This window comes from Brevibacterium aurantiacum, assembly GCF_003932995.1.
Lineage (GTDB): Bacteria > Actinomycetota > Actinomycetes > Actinomycetales > Brevibacteriaceae > Brevibacterium > Brevibacterium aurantiacum.
On record NZ_CP025333.1, the window covers coordinates 1778120 to 1794386 of the forward strand.

The 16267-nt window shown below is 62.8% G+C and carries 11 protein-coding genes; 6 read left to right on the plus strand and 5 right to left on the minus strand.

Annotation, left to right across the window (positions count from 1 at the left end):
• Window positions 1-65: 65 nt before the first annotated feature.
• Window positions 66-923, plus strand: a complete 858-nt coding sequence (locus tag CXR25_RS08245) for a PHP domain-containing protein (RefSeq protein ID WP_009881721.1) — start codon at window positions 66-68, stop codon at window positions 921-923.
• A gap of 260 nt (window positions 924-1183) precedes the next feature.
• Here CXR25_RS08245 and CXR25_RS08250 read toward each other — a convergent pair whose 3' ends face one another.
• Complete coding sequence (locus tag CXR25_RS08250; protein WP_096146862.1) at window positions 1184-2653, minus strand: DEAD/DEAH box helicase; 1470 nt, start codon at window positions 2651-2653, stop codon at window positions 1184-1186.
• 61 nt (window positions 2654-2714) lie between these two features.
• On the opposite strand from CXR25_RS08250, the gene CXR25_RS08255 reads away from it, so the two are divergent.
• Window positions 2715-3347 (plus strand): ferritin-like fold-containing protein, encoded by a 633-nt coding sequence (locus tag CXR25_RS08255; protein ID WP_009881724.1) that lies wholly within the window; start codon window positions 2715-2717, stop codon window positions 3345-3347.
• A 126-nt stretch (window positions 3348-3473) separates the two neighbouring features.
• Here CXR25_RS08255 and CXR25_RS08260 read toward each other — a convergent pair whose 3' ends face one another.
• Both CXR25_RS08260 and CXR25_RS08265 read right to left on the minus strand, forming a co-directional pair.
• Entirely contained in the window at window positions 3474-3695 is a 222-nt protein-coding gene (locus tag CXR25_RS08260; RefSeq protein WP_096158658.1) for a DUF3107 domain-containing protein, read from the minus strand.
• 90 nt (window positions 3696-3785) lie between these two features.
• Window positions 3786-4379: a TetR/AcrR family transcriptional regulator gene (locus CXR25_RS08265; RefSeq protein ID WP_029416568.1), complete on the minus strand. Its 594-nt coding sequence runs from the start codon at window positions 4377-4379 to the stop codon at window positions 3786-3788.
• Between the two features lie 97 nt (window positions 4380-4476).
• Between CXR25_RS08265 and CXR25_RS08270 the strand changes: the two genes are divergently transcribed.
• Both CXR25_RS08270 and CXR25_RS08275 read left to right on the plus strand, forming a co-directional pair.
• Complete coding sequence (locus CXR25_RS08270; RefSeq protein WP_125240515.1) at window positions 4477-7737, plus strand: PD-(D/E)XK nuclease family protein; 3261 nt, start codon at window positions 4477-4479, stop codon at window positions 7735-7737.
• A complete protein-coding gene (locus CXR25_RS08275; protein ID WP_009881728.1) occupies window positions 7737-10922 on the plus strand; it encodes an ATP-dependent helicase in 3186 nt (1061 codons plus the stop codon). The genes CXR25_RS08270 and CXR25_RS08275 overlap by 1 nt, the downstream gene beginning before the upstream one ends.
• An 86-nt stretch (window positions 10923-11008) precedes the next feature.
• Here the strand turns inward: CXR25_RS08275 and CXR25_RS08280 are convergent, their stop codons facing one another.
• The gene (locus tag CXR25_RS08280) at window positions 11009-12067 is read right to left on the minus strand and encodes a protein kinase family protein (RefSeq protein WP_125240516.1); all 1059 of its coding nucleotides are present in this window, start codon (window positions 12065-12067) and stop codon (window positions 11009-11011) included.
• 105 nt (window positions 12068-12172) lie between these two features.
• Between CXR25_RS08280 and nudC the strand changes: the two genes are divergently transcribed.
• Window positions 12173-13150, plus strand: a complete 978-nt coding sequence (nudC, locus tag CXR25_RS08285) for an NAD(+) diphosphatase (RefSeq protein WP_069600011.1) — start codon at window positions 12173-12175, stop codon at window positions 13148-13150.
• The gene (locus tag CXR25_RS08290) at window positions 13147-15186 is read left to right on the plus strand and encodes a UvrD-helicase domain-containing protein (RefSeq protein WP_069600012.1); all 2040 of its coding nucleotides are present in this window, start codon (window positions 13147-13149) and stop codon (window positions 15184-15186) included. The genes nudC and CXR25_RS08290 overlap by 4 nt, the downstream gene beginning before the upstream one ends.
• Here CXR25_RS08290 and CXR25_RS08295 read toward each other — a convergent pair.
• Window positions 15163-16065, minus strand: coding sequence for a hypothetical protein (locus CXR25_RS08295; RefSeq protein WP_069600013.1), 903 nt, complete (start codon window positions 16063-16065; stop codon window positions 15163-15165). The genes CXR25_RS08290 and CXR25_RS08295 overlap by 24 nt on opposite strands.
• Window positions 16066-16267: the final 202 nt, after the last annotated feature.

A 16267-nucleotide genomic window follows, 5' to 3' on the forward strand; every position in this document is an offset into this window, starting at 1 on the left:
CACTGCTCACGGTGATTGCCGGGACGAGGACGAGCATCCTGTGTGACTGCGGATAGACTGGGTACATGGTCATAGATCTCCATGTGCACACTGCGTTCTCGGACGGGACTCAAACCCCGTCCGAACTCTTATCCGAAGCGTCGATGGAAGGCATCGACGTACTCGGCGTCACGGACCACGACACCACTGCCGGATGGGCCCCAGCGGAAGCAGCCGCACGGGTCTACGGCCTGGGTCTGGTCCGGGGGATGGAGATCTCGTGTCGGCACGAGGGAATCAGCGTGCACCTGCTGTCCTACCTGCATGACCCCTATGACACCGGTTTGGCCGCGGTCGTCGAAGAGACTCGTCGGGCCCGGCTCGATCGCACGCACCTCATCATCGACCGCCTCGCTGAGGACTACCCCGTGGACATGGACGCGGTCCTTGCCGTCTCCGGCGAAGATGCGACGATCGGCCGACCCCATATCGCTGATGCCCTGGTTGCTGCGGGCATCGTCGAATCGCGCACCGAAGCCTTCGGCTCCATCCTGTCCAGCCACGGCAAATACCATGTGAGCCTGCCGACGATCGATCCGATCACGGCCATCGCGCTGATCCGCGAAGCCGGGGGAGTCTCGGTCTTCGCCCACCCTCGCGCCGCGATGCGCGGACTTGTCGTGCCCGACACGGCGATGGCGGATTTCATCGCGGCCGGACTCGACGGACTCGAAGTCGATCACCGCGACAATCCGCAGAGCGAACGCGAGATCATGCGCAGGCTTGCCCACGACCATGATCTGATCATCACCGGTTCGAGTGACTACCACGGCACAGGAAAGCCCAACCGGCTGGGCGAGCACGTGACGACGAGTCACATGTTCGCGAAGCTGCTTGACCGCGCGAACTCCCGACCCGGGGGAGTCGACTTCATCCAGGGGTGAATCGCGGTCGCTGAGCCCGGGTACGGGTGCGGGGCGCTGTCTTTTGGACTCAGCCTCTTGGCCTCAGCCGAGGATGAAGATGTCCGACCAGGCGAAGAGCGGCACGAAATCGGCATCCGCCCGTTCACCGCGTCCGATGAGGACTCCACCGGAATGTCCGACCATGACCGTGAGCCCGGCCAGCACACGCAAGATGAACGAACGGCCCCGACCAGAGGTGGTCGAGGCCGTTCGTTTGAGTCCGGTGGTGGGCTGTTGCCCTATTCTGCGGAGTTCTGGCGGTCGTTGGGGGCAGTCGAGGTGCGCCCCACCGGCTTGCCGCCGCGGGTGCGACGACGTTCCCGGCTGCGTCGCGGCTTCCGAGGTGCGTCATCACCTGATGATGACCCGCCGCGGCCCGAGGATCCGCCTCGGCGCTGTTCGGATTTCTTCGGACCCGCATGGTCGTCCGACTCCTCGGTCTGCTGCCTGCGCAGACGCCCCTTCGTCCCCTTCGGAATGGAGAGATCGGCGAAGAAGTGAGGTGAGGTCGAGTAGGTCTCCGCGGGCTCATCATGGTCAAGACCGAGAGCCTTGTTGATGAGGCGCCACCGAGGCATGTCATCCCAGTCCACGAGCGTCACGGCGATGCCCGTGTTGCCGGCACGCCCGGTGCGGCCGATGCGGTGGACGTAGGTCTTCTCGTCGTCGGGGCACTGGTAGTTGACGACGTGGGTGACATCGTCGATGTCGATTCCGCGTGCGGCAACGTCGGTGGCGACGAGGACGTCGACCTGGCCCTCGCGGAAGGACTTCAGGGCCTTCTCCCGCTGCGCCTGACCGAGGTCTCCGTGCAGAGGTTTGACCTGGAAGCCGCGATCGCCGAGTTCGGCGGCGAGCTTGTCTGCGGTGCGCTTGGTGCGAGTGAAGATGATGGTGCGCCCGCGTCCCTCGGCCTGCAGCATGCGGGCGACGAGTTCGCTCTTGTCCATCGAATGTGCACGGTAGACCAACTGTTCCGTGTTCTTGCCCAACAGAGACAGGTCTTCGTTGTCGTGGGCACGGATGTGGGTGGGTCGGCTCATGTAACGGCGAGCCAGGGTGATGACCGCACCGGGCATGGTGGCGGAGAAGAGCATGGTCTGACGGTGTGCGGGCACCGCGTTGATGATCTTCTCAACGTCGGGCAGGAACCCGAGGTCGAGCATCTCATCGGCCTCATCGAGGACGACCGTGCGGACCTTGTGCAGTCGCAGAACCTTGCGCCCGTACAGGTCGAGGAGGCGACCCGGAGTGCCGACGACGACATCGACGCCGGACTTGAGCTTCTTGATCTGCGGGTCGAAGTCCATGCCGCCGTAGATGGTCATGATGTCGATGTCACGCTGCGTGGAGGCGGTGACGAGATCAGCGGCGACCTGCTTGGCCAGCTCACGAGTCGGTACGACGACCAGGGCCTGGGGAAGGCGTGTCTCGGTGCTGTCGGACACGATCTCCGGAGTATTCTCAGGATCAGCCGGTGCGGCACCATCTTCGTTCTTGCCCACGACACGCTGCAGGAGGGGAATGCCGAAGCCCAGAGTCTTTCCCGTTCCGGTCTTCGCCTGGCCGATGATGTCTGCTCCGGACAGTGCCACGGGCAGCGTCATCGCCTGGATCGGGAAGGGGTGGGTGATGCCCTTGGCAGCCAGCGAGGCCACGATCGGTCCAGCGACTCCCAGTTCTGCGAAATCAGGTTCTGTCTCCGCCATGTTTCAAACTCCTTTTAGCGCCTTCGCGCTCGTCATGGTCGTGAACCGGTACTCTTGAGTTATGCCCGATTCTGCCCCATTGGCCGGTAATAATGCTGCTACGCTCGCGCTTCTGGCGTTCGGCGAGCTGACCGCTTTCGAACGAATGGCCACCAACGCGACCACCGCTGTGCACATGGACGATAAAGTCACTTTGGCGCGGTTGGCCTCTCTGTCCTTTGCGAACTTCGAAGAGCTCTCGCAGCACATCAGTCGATTGGGCCAGGATGCGGTCGAGCTCTGTCAGCATTTCGAGCCGACCTTCACCGTGCTGGCTGAACGGACTCGTCCTCGTGACTGGCACGAAAGCCTCATGAAAGGATTCGTCTTCGACGGAATCATGAATGACTTCTACCGCACGGCCGTGGATGAGCTCAGCGAGCCCGGATACAGCCTGGCAATTACAATTCTTGATGATACACGTGCGACCGATTATGTGCGCAATCGCCTGACAGCCGACGTCGCCGCGGACACTCAGCTGGCCTCTCGTCTGGCGCTGTGGGGACGCAAGCTCGTGGCCGAAACTCTGGGTCGCGGACGCAACCTCCTCACCGACCCCTTCCTCGGCATCGATGAGGAAAGAGTGGTGGCCTCGATACCGGCAGTGACGGCCAATCATTCGAAACGGATGTCGGCACTGGGGCTTGTCGCCTGAGAGCGCCCGTCAACGTTGCGTGAATAGGTTCAGGGCCCGGTGATGTACCGGACCCTGAACCTATTCACGGGTAAATCACCGAGGTTCGGTGTTCACCCGCATGCGATGGTGCGTACTGTCGGTCCTTCAGGCTCCGAAGCCGACGCGGCGGGCAGCCTCGGTGCCGATCTCGACATAGGCGAGTGCGGCCGCAGGAACGTATACCTGGCGTCCCTTCAGGTCCGTGAAGGACAGCAGCGAATCGGCCTTGACGGATTCTTCGATGCGCGCGGCGAGATCCTTGGGTGTCTCGTCGGATTCCATGACGATCTCTCGCGGTGACTGCTTGACGCCGATCTTGATTTCCATTGTGCTCCTTGTGCGGATCGTGTTTGACTCGTCCTCAGCATAACGTCAGCGAGGCCGGGTTTTCTTCCCTCATCTGGTGAGAGTTCGCAGTCACTTCGTGGTGAAGGACTGCAGTCCGCCCCAGCTCATCTGGGTCAGCAGGCTCACAGCCGTGTCGACGTCGATCTCCGGAGTCGTCTCGAGCTGTTTGACGACGACCTCGGCGGTGCCGATGAGCGTCCGGCACAGCAGCCGAGCCTGGATGTCGTCGAGGTCGGTGTAGCTCTTCAGCGCGGTCAGGACACGGGAGGCGGTCCGTTCGCGCAGACCGCGGATACGGTTCTGGGCCTCGGGTTCGTAGACATCGGAATTGAAGAGGATGACGAATTCCTCACGATGGGACACGATGAACTCGAAGTAGGAACGGTACGTGGCACGAACCTTCTCATGCGGGTCGTTCGTCGACCCGATTGCGGCATCGAGAGTCGTATCGAGGTGCGCTGCGGAATCGTCGATGAGCGCGAGGTAGAGATCCTGCTTCGACGCGAAGTGCTGATAGAGGACCGGCTTCGACACTCCAGCCGCCTCGGCGATTGTGTCCATCGAGGTGGTCCGATATCCACGGGTCGCGAAGACAGAGCGTGCCACCCCCACCAACTGGTCACGGCGCTGTTCACGGGGCAATCTTTGGTGCGGACTCGACATTCCATCATGCTACGCCAAAACCAAGTGGAGGACCTGGCAACGCGCTCGATCATGGCCACTTCGCCCCTATGTCCGTGCCTCATGATGGAATACGAGTATGGATGAAGTGACAGAGCGGATCGGCGCGAAGCTGCTCGCGGGGGAGTCGGTGACGGTCGTGGGCCGTCCCGGTACGGGCAAGACGACGATGCTCGAATCCGTCTACGCCCAGCTGATGTCATCGGTCAGCCCGTCATCGGTGCTGGTCCTCACCCCCAACCGCGATCATGCCGACGTGCTGCGCAACCGTCTCGCGGTACCCAGGGACGCGGTGCTGGCATCCGCCCCTGCGCGCAGCATCTCATCGTTCGCCTACGGAATTGCACGTGCCGCGCACACGACCCAGACCGGTGATGACCTCGAGTTCATCTCGGGCGCCGATCAGGACGTTTTCCTCGCTGATCTCCTTGCCGGGCACGAACTCGGTCATGGCCGTGGGCCCGCCTGGCCAGCTGAGATCACCGCAGAGGTGCGGTCGACCTCCGCGTTTCGGACCGAGGTCCGTGACTTCCTCAACAGGGTGATGGAGTTCGACTTCGGCGTACGGATTCCGGCCCCGAGCGCCGGCGGTGGACCGGAACAGACTCCCGAGTTCGTGTTCGACTTCGGGCGCAGCGCTCTTGACCGGGTGCTTGAACACCATCGCGATCCTCGGTGGGAGGCCGTGGCACAGGTCCTCGAGGAATACCTCGACATTATGAGCATGCCCGGCTACGGCGGCACCGACTCTGCGACGGTTCTTGCGCGGGCCGCGTTCGAAATTCTGCGTGAACCCGCCGAGGTGACCGCGGGTCGAGCGTGGACGTTCGCCCCCGATGTGGTGCCCACCGTTGTCCTGGCCGACGGTGTCCAGGACTTCCCTGCCGCAAGCTGGGGACTGCTGGAGCAGCTGCGCGAGCGCGGGAGCGCACTGGCGCTGTTCGGCAGCCCGGAGACCGTGACAGGTCGCTTCCACGGAGCCGATGCCTCGATCATCGATCGCAGCGCCTCCGACGAGCGGTTTACGACCGTGGTTCTGCCGGAGGTGAAGAATACTGCTGACGAGCTCGTTGCCGTCGGTGATGACTTCGGCCGCCGGATCACCACGAGGTGGGGGCTGCAGCACATGCCGCGCCCCGATGGTGCCGCACGCACCGGCGAGTCGGCCGATGGGATCGAACCGGTGGACGCCGGGCCGCAGCAGGGGGAAGGCGAGCCTGAGCCGGTCGCGAGCAGCCCGGACAAGGTGGAAACACATGTGTTCGAGGGCGCAGCATCGAGCTACCGGTACCTGGCCCGTCGGGTGACGAACTTCGTCGAAGACGGCCACGCGTGGTCAGACGTGGCAGTGCTGTGCCGGAACACGTCCACTGCCCGCGTCGTCGCCAATGAGCTGAGCGCCTCGGGCGTGGCAACGGCGGACATCATGCAACCGTTGAGCATCGACCCCGCCACGGCTCCGCTTCTCGAGCTGCTCGCCCGCACCCCGGATTTCGACGATGACGAATCCATCGCCGCACAGGCACTGTCCCTGGCCGGCAGCATCTACGTGCGCCTCGATCCGGTGCAGATCAGACGCTTCAAACGCGTGGTGCGGAAGCAGTTCCCCGCAGCGAAGAGCTCGAATTCTCTGGCTCAGGCGCTGCGCAGCGACATCGACGACTCATCTCCTCCGGGACTCGCCACGATCTCACGAATGCTCCATGCCGCGGCGGAGGTGGGCTCGGTTGATCCGCACGAGGCTCTGTGGGGTATCTGGGAGGCCGCCGGCATCGCAGACAAGTGGCAGACCGAGGTATTGAAAGATCCCGAGTCGGTGGCGAATGCGCACCTGGACTCCGTGCTGCGACTGTTCACTCTGGCAGAGAAGATCTCCGATCGTGGCGGGTTCACCGCACGGTCCTTCGCAGGCATTGTGGCCGAACAGGACATCGCCCAGGATTCCTTGGCCGCCCAGGCAGGCACTGACGACCTTGTGCAGGTCGGAACACCGTCGTCCCTGGCCCACCTGAGGGTCCCGCTCGTCATCATCGCCGAGGTGAATGAAGGCGTATGGCCGAACCCGAAGATCCGCGGCGGCATCCTCGGCCTCGACGACCTCAGCGCCGTTCTGCTGACCGGGGAGACCGTCACGAGCGACCCCGGTTACCACTCCCATGCCAAACGCACGAACCTGCGGGAAGAAGGAGAGCTCTTCTACACCGCTCTGACCCGTGCCGAAGAGCACGTCATCGTCACTGCGATCTCCGATGCGGAGAGCAACCCTTCCCCATTCTTCGATGTCCTCGCCGCTGGAACGGCGAAGGGCACGCAGGACGCCGACGGATACGCCATCACGCACGAAGACGAGCTCCTGCCTCTGTCGCTGGCCGAGATGGCCGCACACGCGCGGGCACGGCTGCTGAGAGCCGCCGCAGATTCCGAGCAGGAGACAGCAGCCGAGGACGTGGAGGAATGGGCACAGCTGATGGCCGCGCTGTCTGCCACCAGCTCCACGGTCGATCCGCCCGAACGTTGGCGTGAGACCGAAGACATCACCTCCGCCCAGCCCCTCTACGGTGCTGAGGACCTGGTGAAGGTCTCGCCGTCACAGGTCGAATCCTTCACCGACTGCTCACTGCGGTGGTTCCTCACCCGCAACGGCGGAGACCGGCCCGGTTCCCTGGCCCAGAGCCTGGGAACGATCATCCATGCCGCTGCAGAGAATTACCCACAGGGGCCCGCCTCGGCGATCCGAGAATTCGTCGACGAAGAGTTCAAGACGCTGGACTTCGACGCCGAATGGGAACGAGACCGCGAGCACGTTCTGGCTATGAAGATGGCCGACCGACTCGGCGAGTACATCAAGGACTCACCGGGCGAACCCATCGGAGTCGAGGCCCAGGTGTACGCCACCGGCGTCGACGAGAACGGGCAGGAATGGAAGGTCACAGGGCGCCTCGACCGCATCGAGAGAACGCCCGAGGGTATCCGGATCGTTGACTTCAAAACCGGCAAGAACACACCTACAGGCCAGGAGATGCCACGCCATGCCCAGCTCGGGGTCTACCAGGAGGCGATCAACTCCGGCTCGATCACAATCGGCGACGATCAAGTGGTCGATGCCAAGGCCTACGGTGCTGAACTCGTCTTCCTCCGATATACCAAGCAGAAGAAGAGGGAGCAGTCCGCTCTCGAGATCGATGAGGATCCAGGCTGGGCCAGAGACCTCATCAACGACGTATCCGGACGGATGCGTGCCGCGGAGTTCCCGGCACGAGTCGAACCCCAGAAATGTATGAGCTGCCCTGTCCGAACCTCCTGCCCGGCGATCGGGCCCAAGATGTTGGAAGATTCCTGATGCGCTTCTCCGCTGAGCAACTCGCCCGTCTCACCGCTGCCGATCCTGCCCAGGCCTTTCCGCCGAGTGAGGAACAGAGGATCATCATCGAGGCCGACCCGCAGCAGTCGATGAAGGTCACGGCCGGAGCCGGCTCCGGCAAGACGACCGTCATCTCCCAACGGGTCATATGGCTGGTGGCCAACGGCTTCGTCGATCCTGAAGAGATCCTCGGTCTCACCTTCACCCGCAAGGCCGTGGGAGAGCTGGGCGGCAGGATCAGGGTGCTGCTGGCCAGGCTGCGTCACAATCTGGGGCTCGGAAGTGAGATGACGTTGCCCGGGCTCGACAATCCTACGGTGTCGACCTATAACTCATATGCGGCATCGATCGTCAGCGAACACGGTGTGAGCATCGGCATCGAACCTGAGACCGTGCTGCTCGATGAGGCCGCGGCTCACACGATCGCCGGTGGAATCATCGACGCAGCGAGCACAGAGGACATTCCCGGTGACAAGGCGCGGGAGACGATGATTGCCGATATCATCGCGCTGGCGGCCGCAATGAACGATCACGGGCGCAATGTCGACGAGGTCACGGACTACCTCGACCAGTGCCTGCAGGCGCTGGTGTCGAGCAAAGGCAAACCCGTCGACCCCAGCGGCCGACGGGCGAAGCTCGAGGCGAAGATCAAGACGGCGAAGCTCGCCGACGAGTACATGGCCGCGAAGCGACGCAACCTGGCTATGGATTTCTCAGACCAGGTCAGGTTCGCCCAACGCATCCTCGACGAGGTGCCCGCCGCGCGCCGAGCTGAACAGCACCGGTGGAAGATCGTTCTCCTCGACGAGTTCCAGGACACCTCTGTTGCACAGCTGAAGCTTCTGCGCGACCTGTTCCACTCAACAGCGGTGACGGCCGTGGGCGACCCGCGACAGGCCATCTACGGCTGGCGCGGGGCGAGTGCGGACAACATGATCCGCTTCTCCTCGGACTTCCACGACGTCGAGTCACTGACTCTGAGCACAAGTTGGCGCAACGACCACAGAATCCTCACCGTCGCCAACCGCACCGCGAACGGATTGGCGGGCAGCCGGGAGACACCTCTGTCCGCGCGCACCGGCGCCGGCGAGGGAGACGTGGCCATCGACATCAGCTCTGGTGCACATGACCCCGATTTCCTCACCGTGGGACTGCGTTCATTGACCGAATGGGTCGCCAGTCTTCCCGACGGGTCGTCGACGGCGGTTCTGTGCCGCAAACGGGCACATTTCGCGCCGGTGGCCGCAGCTCTGGAGACTGCCGGCTACGCCGTGCATGTGCATGGTTCCTCCGGCCTCCTCAGCGATCCGTTCGTCGCCGACCTGCGGGCCGTGCTCACCGCAGCGGTCGATCCGATGGCCGGGGACAGTCTCATGCGCTTGATCAGCGGTCGACTGCTGGGTCTTGGCGCCACCGATATCGCAGCGCTGCAATCGTTCACCAGACGACAGAACGATTCGCGAGTCACCGAATTCCTGGGCGAGGATCCCGAGAATTCCGGAGTTGTTCCGGAGAACATCGACCAGGCGACGATCGTCGAGGGCCTCGATGAGCTCGTCGATCTCTTCGAAGCACTGTCGGGCTCAGCGAAGTTCCCCGGTGCGCGGGCGATGGTGAGCAACTTCCGCAACTCGGGGCTGAGCGAGCTTGCTCTGAAGCGTCTCGTCAGGTTGGCTCAGGCTCTGCGGCACGTGCGGTCAGGTTCGGGCACCATCGCCTCGATCATCCGTACCGCGATGACCGAGACAGGAGTCGACACCGATATCTGGGGGCTGAGCGATTCGCTGCGCAACCTCCATCGTTCAGCCATCGATTCGTTCCTCTCTGCTGCGAGCCAGTATTCGGCGGCTGATGACCAGCCATCGGTGCCCGGCTTCCTCGAATGGCTGAGCCTGATGGAAGAGAAGGACGCACTCAGCGTGGCCGAGCCGAACTCTGCGGCCGAGGCCATCGACATCATGACCGTCCACGCGTCCAAGGGCCTCGAATTCGATGCGGTGGCGGTTCCATCGTTGGTGGTCAAGGACTTCCCGACCTCACCGCGCGACCCAGAAGGGTGGATGGAGAGGACGGCTCTGCCCTATCCGCTGCGCGGTGACCGCGCCCATCTCGTCGACTACGATCTGCGCACCGCCGACTTCGACACGAAGAAGGCTCTTGACGAATGGGTCAACGAGTTCATCAAACCCGCTATCGCCGATGCACATGAGGAAGAGGAGCGACGCCTCGCGTACGTGGCGTTCACCCGCGCCAAACACCATCTGTGGCTGGGGGCAGAGCTGATGGGCGCGCGAGCCAACCCCGACGAACCATCCCCGTTCCTGATGGAAGCGATCGAGGAACTGAACCTGGATGTCGACATGCCGGAGCCGGCTGACGAATCAGCTGAGGATCGTGTGGAGACGAGCGTCTGGCCCGTTCCCCGCACAGCCCTCGTCTCGACCGCCCGACGTGCCGCCGAATGGGTCAGTCGTGCCGCACCGACAGGACTCAGTGAACTCGCCCAGAAGCCCACCCCTGTGGGGCAGTATGCGCGTCAAGCCCTGCGAATCAGCAGCCGTCCGGAACGTGAGGGCACCGGAGCAGTCCCGGATCGGCTCTCAGCCACCGCACTCGTGTCGTGGCGTCGCGATCCGAACGACTTCATGAAGCAGACACTGCGGCCCGTGCCCAGTCCGCCGAGCCGAGCCGCAGAGATCGGCACCACTTTTCACTCCTGGGTCGAGCAGCACTTCGGCCAGGCGAGCATCGACATCGAGGACGAGCAGCAGGTCCGGCCCATCGACACAGCGACCATTGAACGCCTGCAGCAGACATTCATCGGCTCTGAGTTCGCGAGCAGGCATGCCGACCACATCGAAATGTCGTTCGAACTCGTCCTTGGGAGGTTCAGGGTCCCGGGCAAGATCGACGCGGTCTTCATCACCGGCGATCATGCAGAAGTCGTTGACTGGAAGACTTCGAAACTGCCCGAGGAGAAGACTCTTGAGGTGATGAAGTGGCAGCTGGCTCTGTACCGTTTCGCCATTCAGCGGGTGCATCCCGAAATCACCGAGGTGACCGGAACGTTCTACTTCGTCGGCAGCGACGACATAGTGAGATTCACCCACCTGCCGGAGGAAACCGAGATCATTGCATGGTTAGAGGCCAACGATCGCGCGTGAAGTGCTGGAAAGGGATGACCGGGTGACGAACCGGCTTCTCAGCCGTAGGGTCTGACCAGGTCATCTGATCAGATCAGCCGACAAAGTCAGGGGCGATGAGTGTCGTCTGCCGAGCCGGATTCGTCCGGTGCTGTTCCCTCATCGACGACGTCCTCTGCTTCCGAGGTCAGCTCTGTGTCTGGGGTCGATGGGGGACTGTCTTCGACCGCTTCCGGTTCCGCCGCGTTGTGGGAGAACAGAACGTCGTTGAACGAGGACAGCAGCTCGCCAGCGTCTTGGATCGCCTCTTCGTCACCAGAGTCCACCGCTTCAAGCAGCCAGTCGAGGACAGCAAACTCTGCCAGCAACTCGGCGCGTGTGATCACGTGTTCGTCGGCACGGGGCCGTGAATTGGTGTACTCACTGAAGAAGGTCGGGACTGCGGCCGGATCGATGAGCGCTGAGGCTGCGGCCAGATCAATGGCTGGATCGGAGACTCGCAGGCGCTCGATTCCAGACAGCGCGAGCACACGCTCCTGATCGGTGAAGACGCTCGTCTCATCGATTGCACCGTGAATGGGAGTGGCGAGGAAGCGCCAAAGCGAGACCTTCTCGAATTCCTCTTCCCAGTGTTGGAGCAGGCCCGCAGGCACTCGTCCGGTGGCTGCCGCCTGATCGAGTCGCTCCAAGATCTGAAATTGGAAACGCGATGGGTCTTCGACAGGGAATCCCGCCTCGGAGATCGATTCGGGCGCCGCCGAATGCAGCGTGGCAAGAGCCTGCGCCAAGGAACTCGCCCGTGCAGTGTCGGCGATGGCCTGATCGCCTACGGGGGCACCGGGCAGAGGCTCGATGAGGGTGACTGTCGTCGGTGCAGACGTGCCGAAGTAGTCGGCCTCAACCTCGGTGATGGCGCGCAGATGGGGCCAGGTGAAACCGGCATGCGGATATATCGAGTCGTAGATCCGACCAGCTTCAGCAGCAGATCCGGTGTCGGCGGAACGGTCGAGACCCGTCTGTGCCGTCGCCACCAACTGCTGCTGACCGTCGTCGACGAGAACTCTGATTCCCAGTCCCAACGACGGCAGGGGAACCCATTCCGTCGGGGAATAGTCATCGAGCATCGTTGCCGCGACAGCTGCCAACTTGAGCGCCTTGGTATTCACCCTCCCCAATCTACCGTCTGACATGGCCGAAGACCGAGGATTCGGCTGTTGAGCGTGTCAGCACCCGCGCTTCCCACGTCAGTGCCCTGCGTTATCGTGGAAGGCATGAAGCCACTGCCACCCGTGAAGCCGATGAGTCTGGCTCGCCATGGAATCGATCGTGACCATCTCTCACGGGGTCAGGACGGTGACCTGCGTGAACTATGGGCCAGCGGAGCCAGTCCCGTCTTCGAACATCGTGGTTCGCTCCTCGTGGCGGCGGGGGGACTCTTCAGCACTGAGCCGGGAATGGTTCCGGGGAAGCAGACCGAGATCTACCTGGGCCGCGATGCCGACGGCAACCGATATATCGGGGTCTCTCTCGATGACGCAGGCCGCAGCGAGCTGGACACCGCTCTGTCGACATCGCGTGCACGCGATGCCACCGATCTGCTGACCGCCCCAGGGGAAGGCATCGACAGTTCCGAACCCGTATGGCTGCCCCTGCGTCAGCTGGCTGAATCCCTCGACGACGTTCAAGTCTCCCTGGCGTGCGAGATCGTGGGACTGGGCAATTGGCATCGGGCTCACCAATTCTCGCCCCGCACCGGACGAGCGACACATCCCACGCTCGGCGGGTGGGTCAGAACAGACCCAGACAACGGAAGCGAACACTTCCCGCGTACGGATCCTGCCGTCATCGTCCTCATCATCAACACTGACGATGAGGGAATCGAAAGAGTGCTGTTGGGCAACAACGCAGCCTGGGAAGCAGACCGTTACTCCCTGCTGGCTGGGTTCGTGGAACCTGGTGAGACCCTGGAACGCGCAGTGATCCGTGAGGTCTATGAAGAGGCCCACGTCGAAGTTGAGAACCCGAGGTATCTCGGATCCCAGCCTTGGCCCTTCCCCTGCTCGCTCATGCTCGGCTTCTCAGCAGAGGCGCCAAGCCTCGAATTCGCCGCCGACGAAGCGGAGCTCGCTACCTTGACCTGGTTCACTCGAGACGAGCTGCGTGCGGCCATCGAGCACGGCAAGGTCCGTGCTCCCGGACTCGTATCGATCGCCGGACAGCTCCTCTACAGCTGGCTGGACAACATTTGAACGCTCAGGCTGCAGCACTGCTCAATGCTCTCGACGAGGAGCAGAGAGAGGTCGCCACACATTTCTCCAGCCCGGTGATCGTCCTCGCCGGAGCAGGGACAGGCAAGACTCGTGCGATGACCCACCGCATCGCCTACGGCATCGCCACCGAGGTGTTTCCTCCCAACCACGTGCTGGCCCTGACCTTTACGGCCAAGGCCGCGGGTGAGATGCGGTCACGTCTGCGCGACCTCGGAGTTCCCGCGGTCCAGGCCCGGACTTTTCACTCCGCGGCACTTCGCCAGCTGCGCTTTTTCTGGGATCGATTCGCAACGGGCGATTTCCCCCGGATCATCGACAACAAGGCCGGAATCCTCGGCTCGGTGCTGCAGGGAATGGGAATCGAGACCAGTCGGGAGCTGAATCGGGACGTGGCCTCTGAACTGGAGTTCGCTGCCGCGTCTCTACTCGGAGTCGACGACTACGCGACTCAGGCAGCCGGCCGCGATCTGCCCGGCAAACTGAGTGTCGAAGATATGGTGCGCATCTTCGAGGCCTACAGCGAAGCGAAGACACGTGGCCGACTCATGGATTTCGAAGACGTGCTGCTCGTCCTCAACGGGGTGCTGGCGGAGTATCCAGCAATCGCAGCGGACATTCGCGAACAATACCGCCACTTCGTCGTCGACGAGTTCCAAGACGTGTCTCCGCTCCAATACGATGTGCTCTCACGCTGGTTGGGGCCACGCGACAATCTGTGTGTCGTCGGCGACCCAGCCCAGACGATCTATTCGTTTGCCGGTGCGGACTCCTCACTGTTGGGAACGCTCGATTCCTCGCTGCCGACGTCGACGACGATCCAACTGGTGCGCAACTATCGTTCGTCGAAGGCGATTGTGTCCACGGCGAACAACCTGCTTCGGCACACCTCCCGGACTGCGTTGACGTTGCGTACCGACAACCCAGACGGCCGACAGCCGGCAATGACTGAGTATCCGACCGACGATGCCGAAGCTGCGGGTGTCGTCAAGGCCATCTCCGCCGAGATCAATGCCGGACGGCGGCCGCGAAGCATCGCTGTGCTGTTTCGCACGAATGGTCAGAGTCCCGCCTACGAGCAAGCCCTGGCCACAGCTGGGATTCCCTATGTGCTGCGGGGTGGAGAGAGGTATTTCGCTCGCAAGGAAGTCAAAGAAGCGATTCTCATGCTCAAGGCGGCCCGTGCCACCTCGAGCGGTCGGCCCCTGCCGGAAGTCGTCGCCGAAGTTCTCATCTCCCTGGGATATTCGACCAAGCCGCCCGCCGCCGGGGCCAGCCGGCAGAAGTGGGAGTCTCTGAAGGCTTTGGTCGACTTGGCGGAGACGCTCCAGGCAGGGTCTGAACTGCCAGTGCCGTTGGAGACGTTTCTGGCTGATCTCAGCGATCGGGCCGAGCACCAGTTCGCTCCCGATATCGAAGGTGTCACCTTGGCCTCGTTCCACTCGGCTAAGGGTCTCGAATGGGACAGCGTGCACCTTGTCGGACTCAGCGAGGGACTGTTGCCGATCAGCTACGCACAGACGCCTCGAGCGATCGCTGAGGAGCGGCGCCTGTTCTATGTGGCGCTGACTCGTGCAGGTACAGACCTGAGTATGAGTTGGTCGCTGTCGCGCCACGACTCCAAGCAACGGCCACGCAAACCGTCGCGATTCCTCAGCGAACTCGGCCGTGTCGAGCAGACCGTGGGGCAGGGTCGTCGGACGGCGACATCGGTGGCGATGAACCGCTGCCGATCGTGCGGCAAGGTGCTTGTGTCCCAAGTCGATCGAGCGCTGTCGCGGTGTGCGAACTGTCCTGCCGACCTCGACCTCGAACTCCTTGACCGTCTGCGACGGTGGCGGGCCCGTGTCGGTTTGGAACAGGGGCTTCCCCCCTATCTTGTTCTCACCGACACCTCCATTTCGGCGATCGCAGAAATCAAGCCTCAGGACATGGCGTCATTGGCGCGGATTCCCGGCGTAGGTGCCACCAAGCTCGAACTCTATGGTTCAGGGTTACTGAGCCTGCTCGTCGACTAGATCGAAGTGTGGAACGGGGACGCGGCATTGGCACCGCGGGTGGAACGACAGCGGTTCCTCGGTTCCGATCCCTGTGGCCAGTGAGACCCTCCTGCACACCGGGTCAGCGTCTGGGCACAGCAGAGAACGCCGGAGGATCTGCACGGCGTTGAGTCCGCCGAGCGCCCGTGACAGAGGGTCGCTGAGGTTGTCTCGATCCGGGAGAGCCCGGATGTGGGAGTACTGGTTCAGCCAGGAGTCATCGGCATCCTTCTGTCGCAGGCAGTCACACATGACGCAAGGCGTTGCGCCGGGACGGATGAGACCGGTGACCTCGAGAGAATATTCTCCGATCACAACCTGGCAGTGGGGGACCTCGCGATCCGTGAGCCAGGCGGCCGTGTGGAGATCCGGGACGAGGTAGGAGGTCGTGATCACCAGCGGTGAGGTCAGGAGATCAAGGTCGTCGACGTGATGGTGTGGCGCTATGGCGAAGCCGGAGGCCGACAGATACTGTTCGGTGATGGCTCTCAGCGGACCCATGACCACGACTGGTGAACCACTGAGGAGCCTCGACACACGATCGGGTGAGAGGGCGAATATCTGCGCGGTAGCCAGCAGAGATGAGCTCTTCGTCACCATTGCGGCATCGGAATCATCGGGAACCATGACGCCCGCCTCGTCGAGCAACGTTATCAGGGAGCTCGCGCGACCCAGATCAGCACCGAGATCCTGTGCACGAGAGTAGTACTGCGCCGAACCGACTCCCATTCGCAATTCCTCGATGAGAGCGACATCTGCCGGCAGAAGGCCATCGATGAGGACAGGGTCATCGACACCGAACTGGACACACGCCGACGACCGCCATGTGATCGGCACACTGGGAAAAATCCGGAACATGTCTCCACCTCGCATCGGCTGCCTCAGACTTCCACAGTAGTGAAGGTCGAAGGCGTGCGCCAGAGTCGAGGCGATTCTGTGGAAAAGCCTGTGGAAAACAGTTGAGGGCAGGCCGGAATATGCATTCCGACGTGCCCTCAACCGCTTTGAGCCCCAGGCGCTCGCGGAGACTCGTGCAGCTTCCCCTTCCGCACGCATCTCC

Excerpts from the sequence above, each read along its gene's own strand:
- CXR25_RS08245 (WP_009881721.1), top strand. The coding sequence starts at position 66 with ATGGTCATAGATCTCCATGTGCACACTGCGTTCTCGGACGGGACTCAA.
- CXR25_RS08250 (WP_096146862.1), bottom strand. The coding sequence starts at position 2,653 with ATGGCGGAGACAGAACCTGATTTCGCAGAACTGGGAGTCGCTGGACCG.
- CXR25_RS08255 (WP_009881724.1), top strand. The coding sequence starts at position 2,715 with ATGCCCGATTCTGCCCCATTGGCCGGTAATAATGCTGCTACGCTCGCG.
- CXR25_RS08260 (WP_096158658.1), bottom strand. The coding sequence starts at position 3,695 with ATGGAAATCAAGATCGGCGTCAAGCAGTCACCGCGAGAGATCGTCATG.
- CXR25_RS08265 (WP_029416568.1), bottom strand. The coding sequence starts at position 4,379 with ATGTCGAGTCCGCACCAAAGATTGCCCCGTGAACAGCGCCGTGACCAG.
- CXR25_RS08270 (WP_125240515.1), top strand. The coding sequence starts at position 4,477 with ATGGATGAAGTGACAGAGCGGATCGGCGCGAAGCTGCTCGCGGGGGAG.
- CXR25_RS08275 (WP_009881728.1), top strand. The coding sequence starts at position 7,737 with ATGCGCTTCTCCGCTGAGCAACTCGCCCGTCTCACCGCTGCCGATCCT.
- nudC (WP_069600011.1), top strand. The coding sequence starts at position 12,173 with ATGAAGCCACTGCCACCCGTGAAGCCGATGAGTCTGGCTCGCCATGGA.
- CXR25_RS08295 (WP_069600013.1), bottom strand. The coding sequence starts at position 16,065 with ATGTTCCGGATTTTTCCCAGTGTGCCGATCACATGGCGGTCGTCGGCG.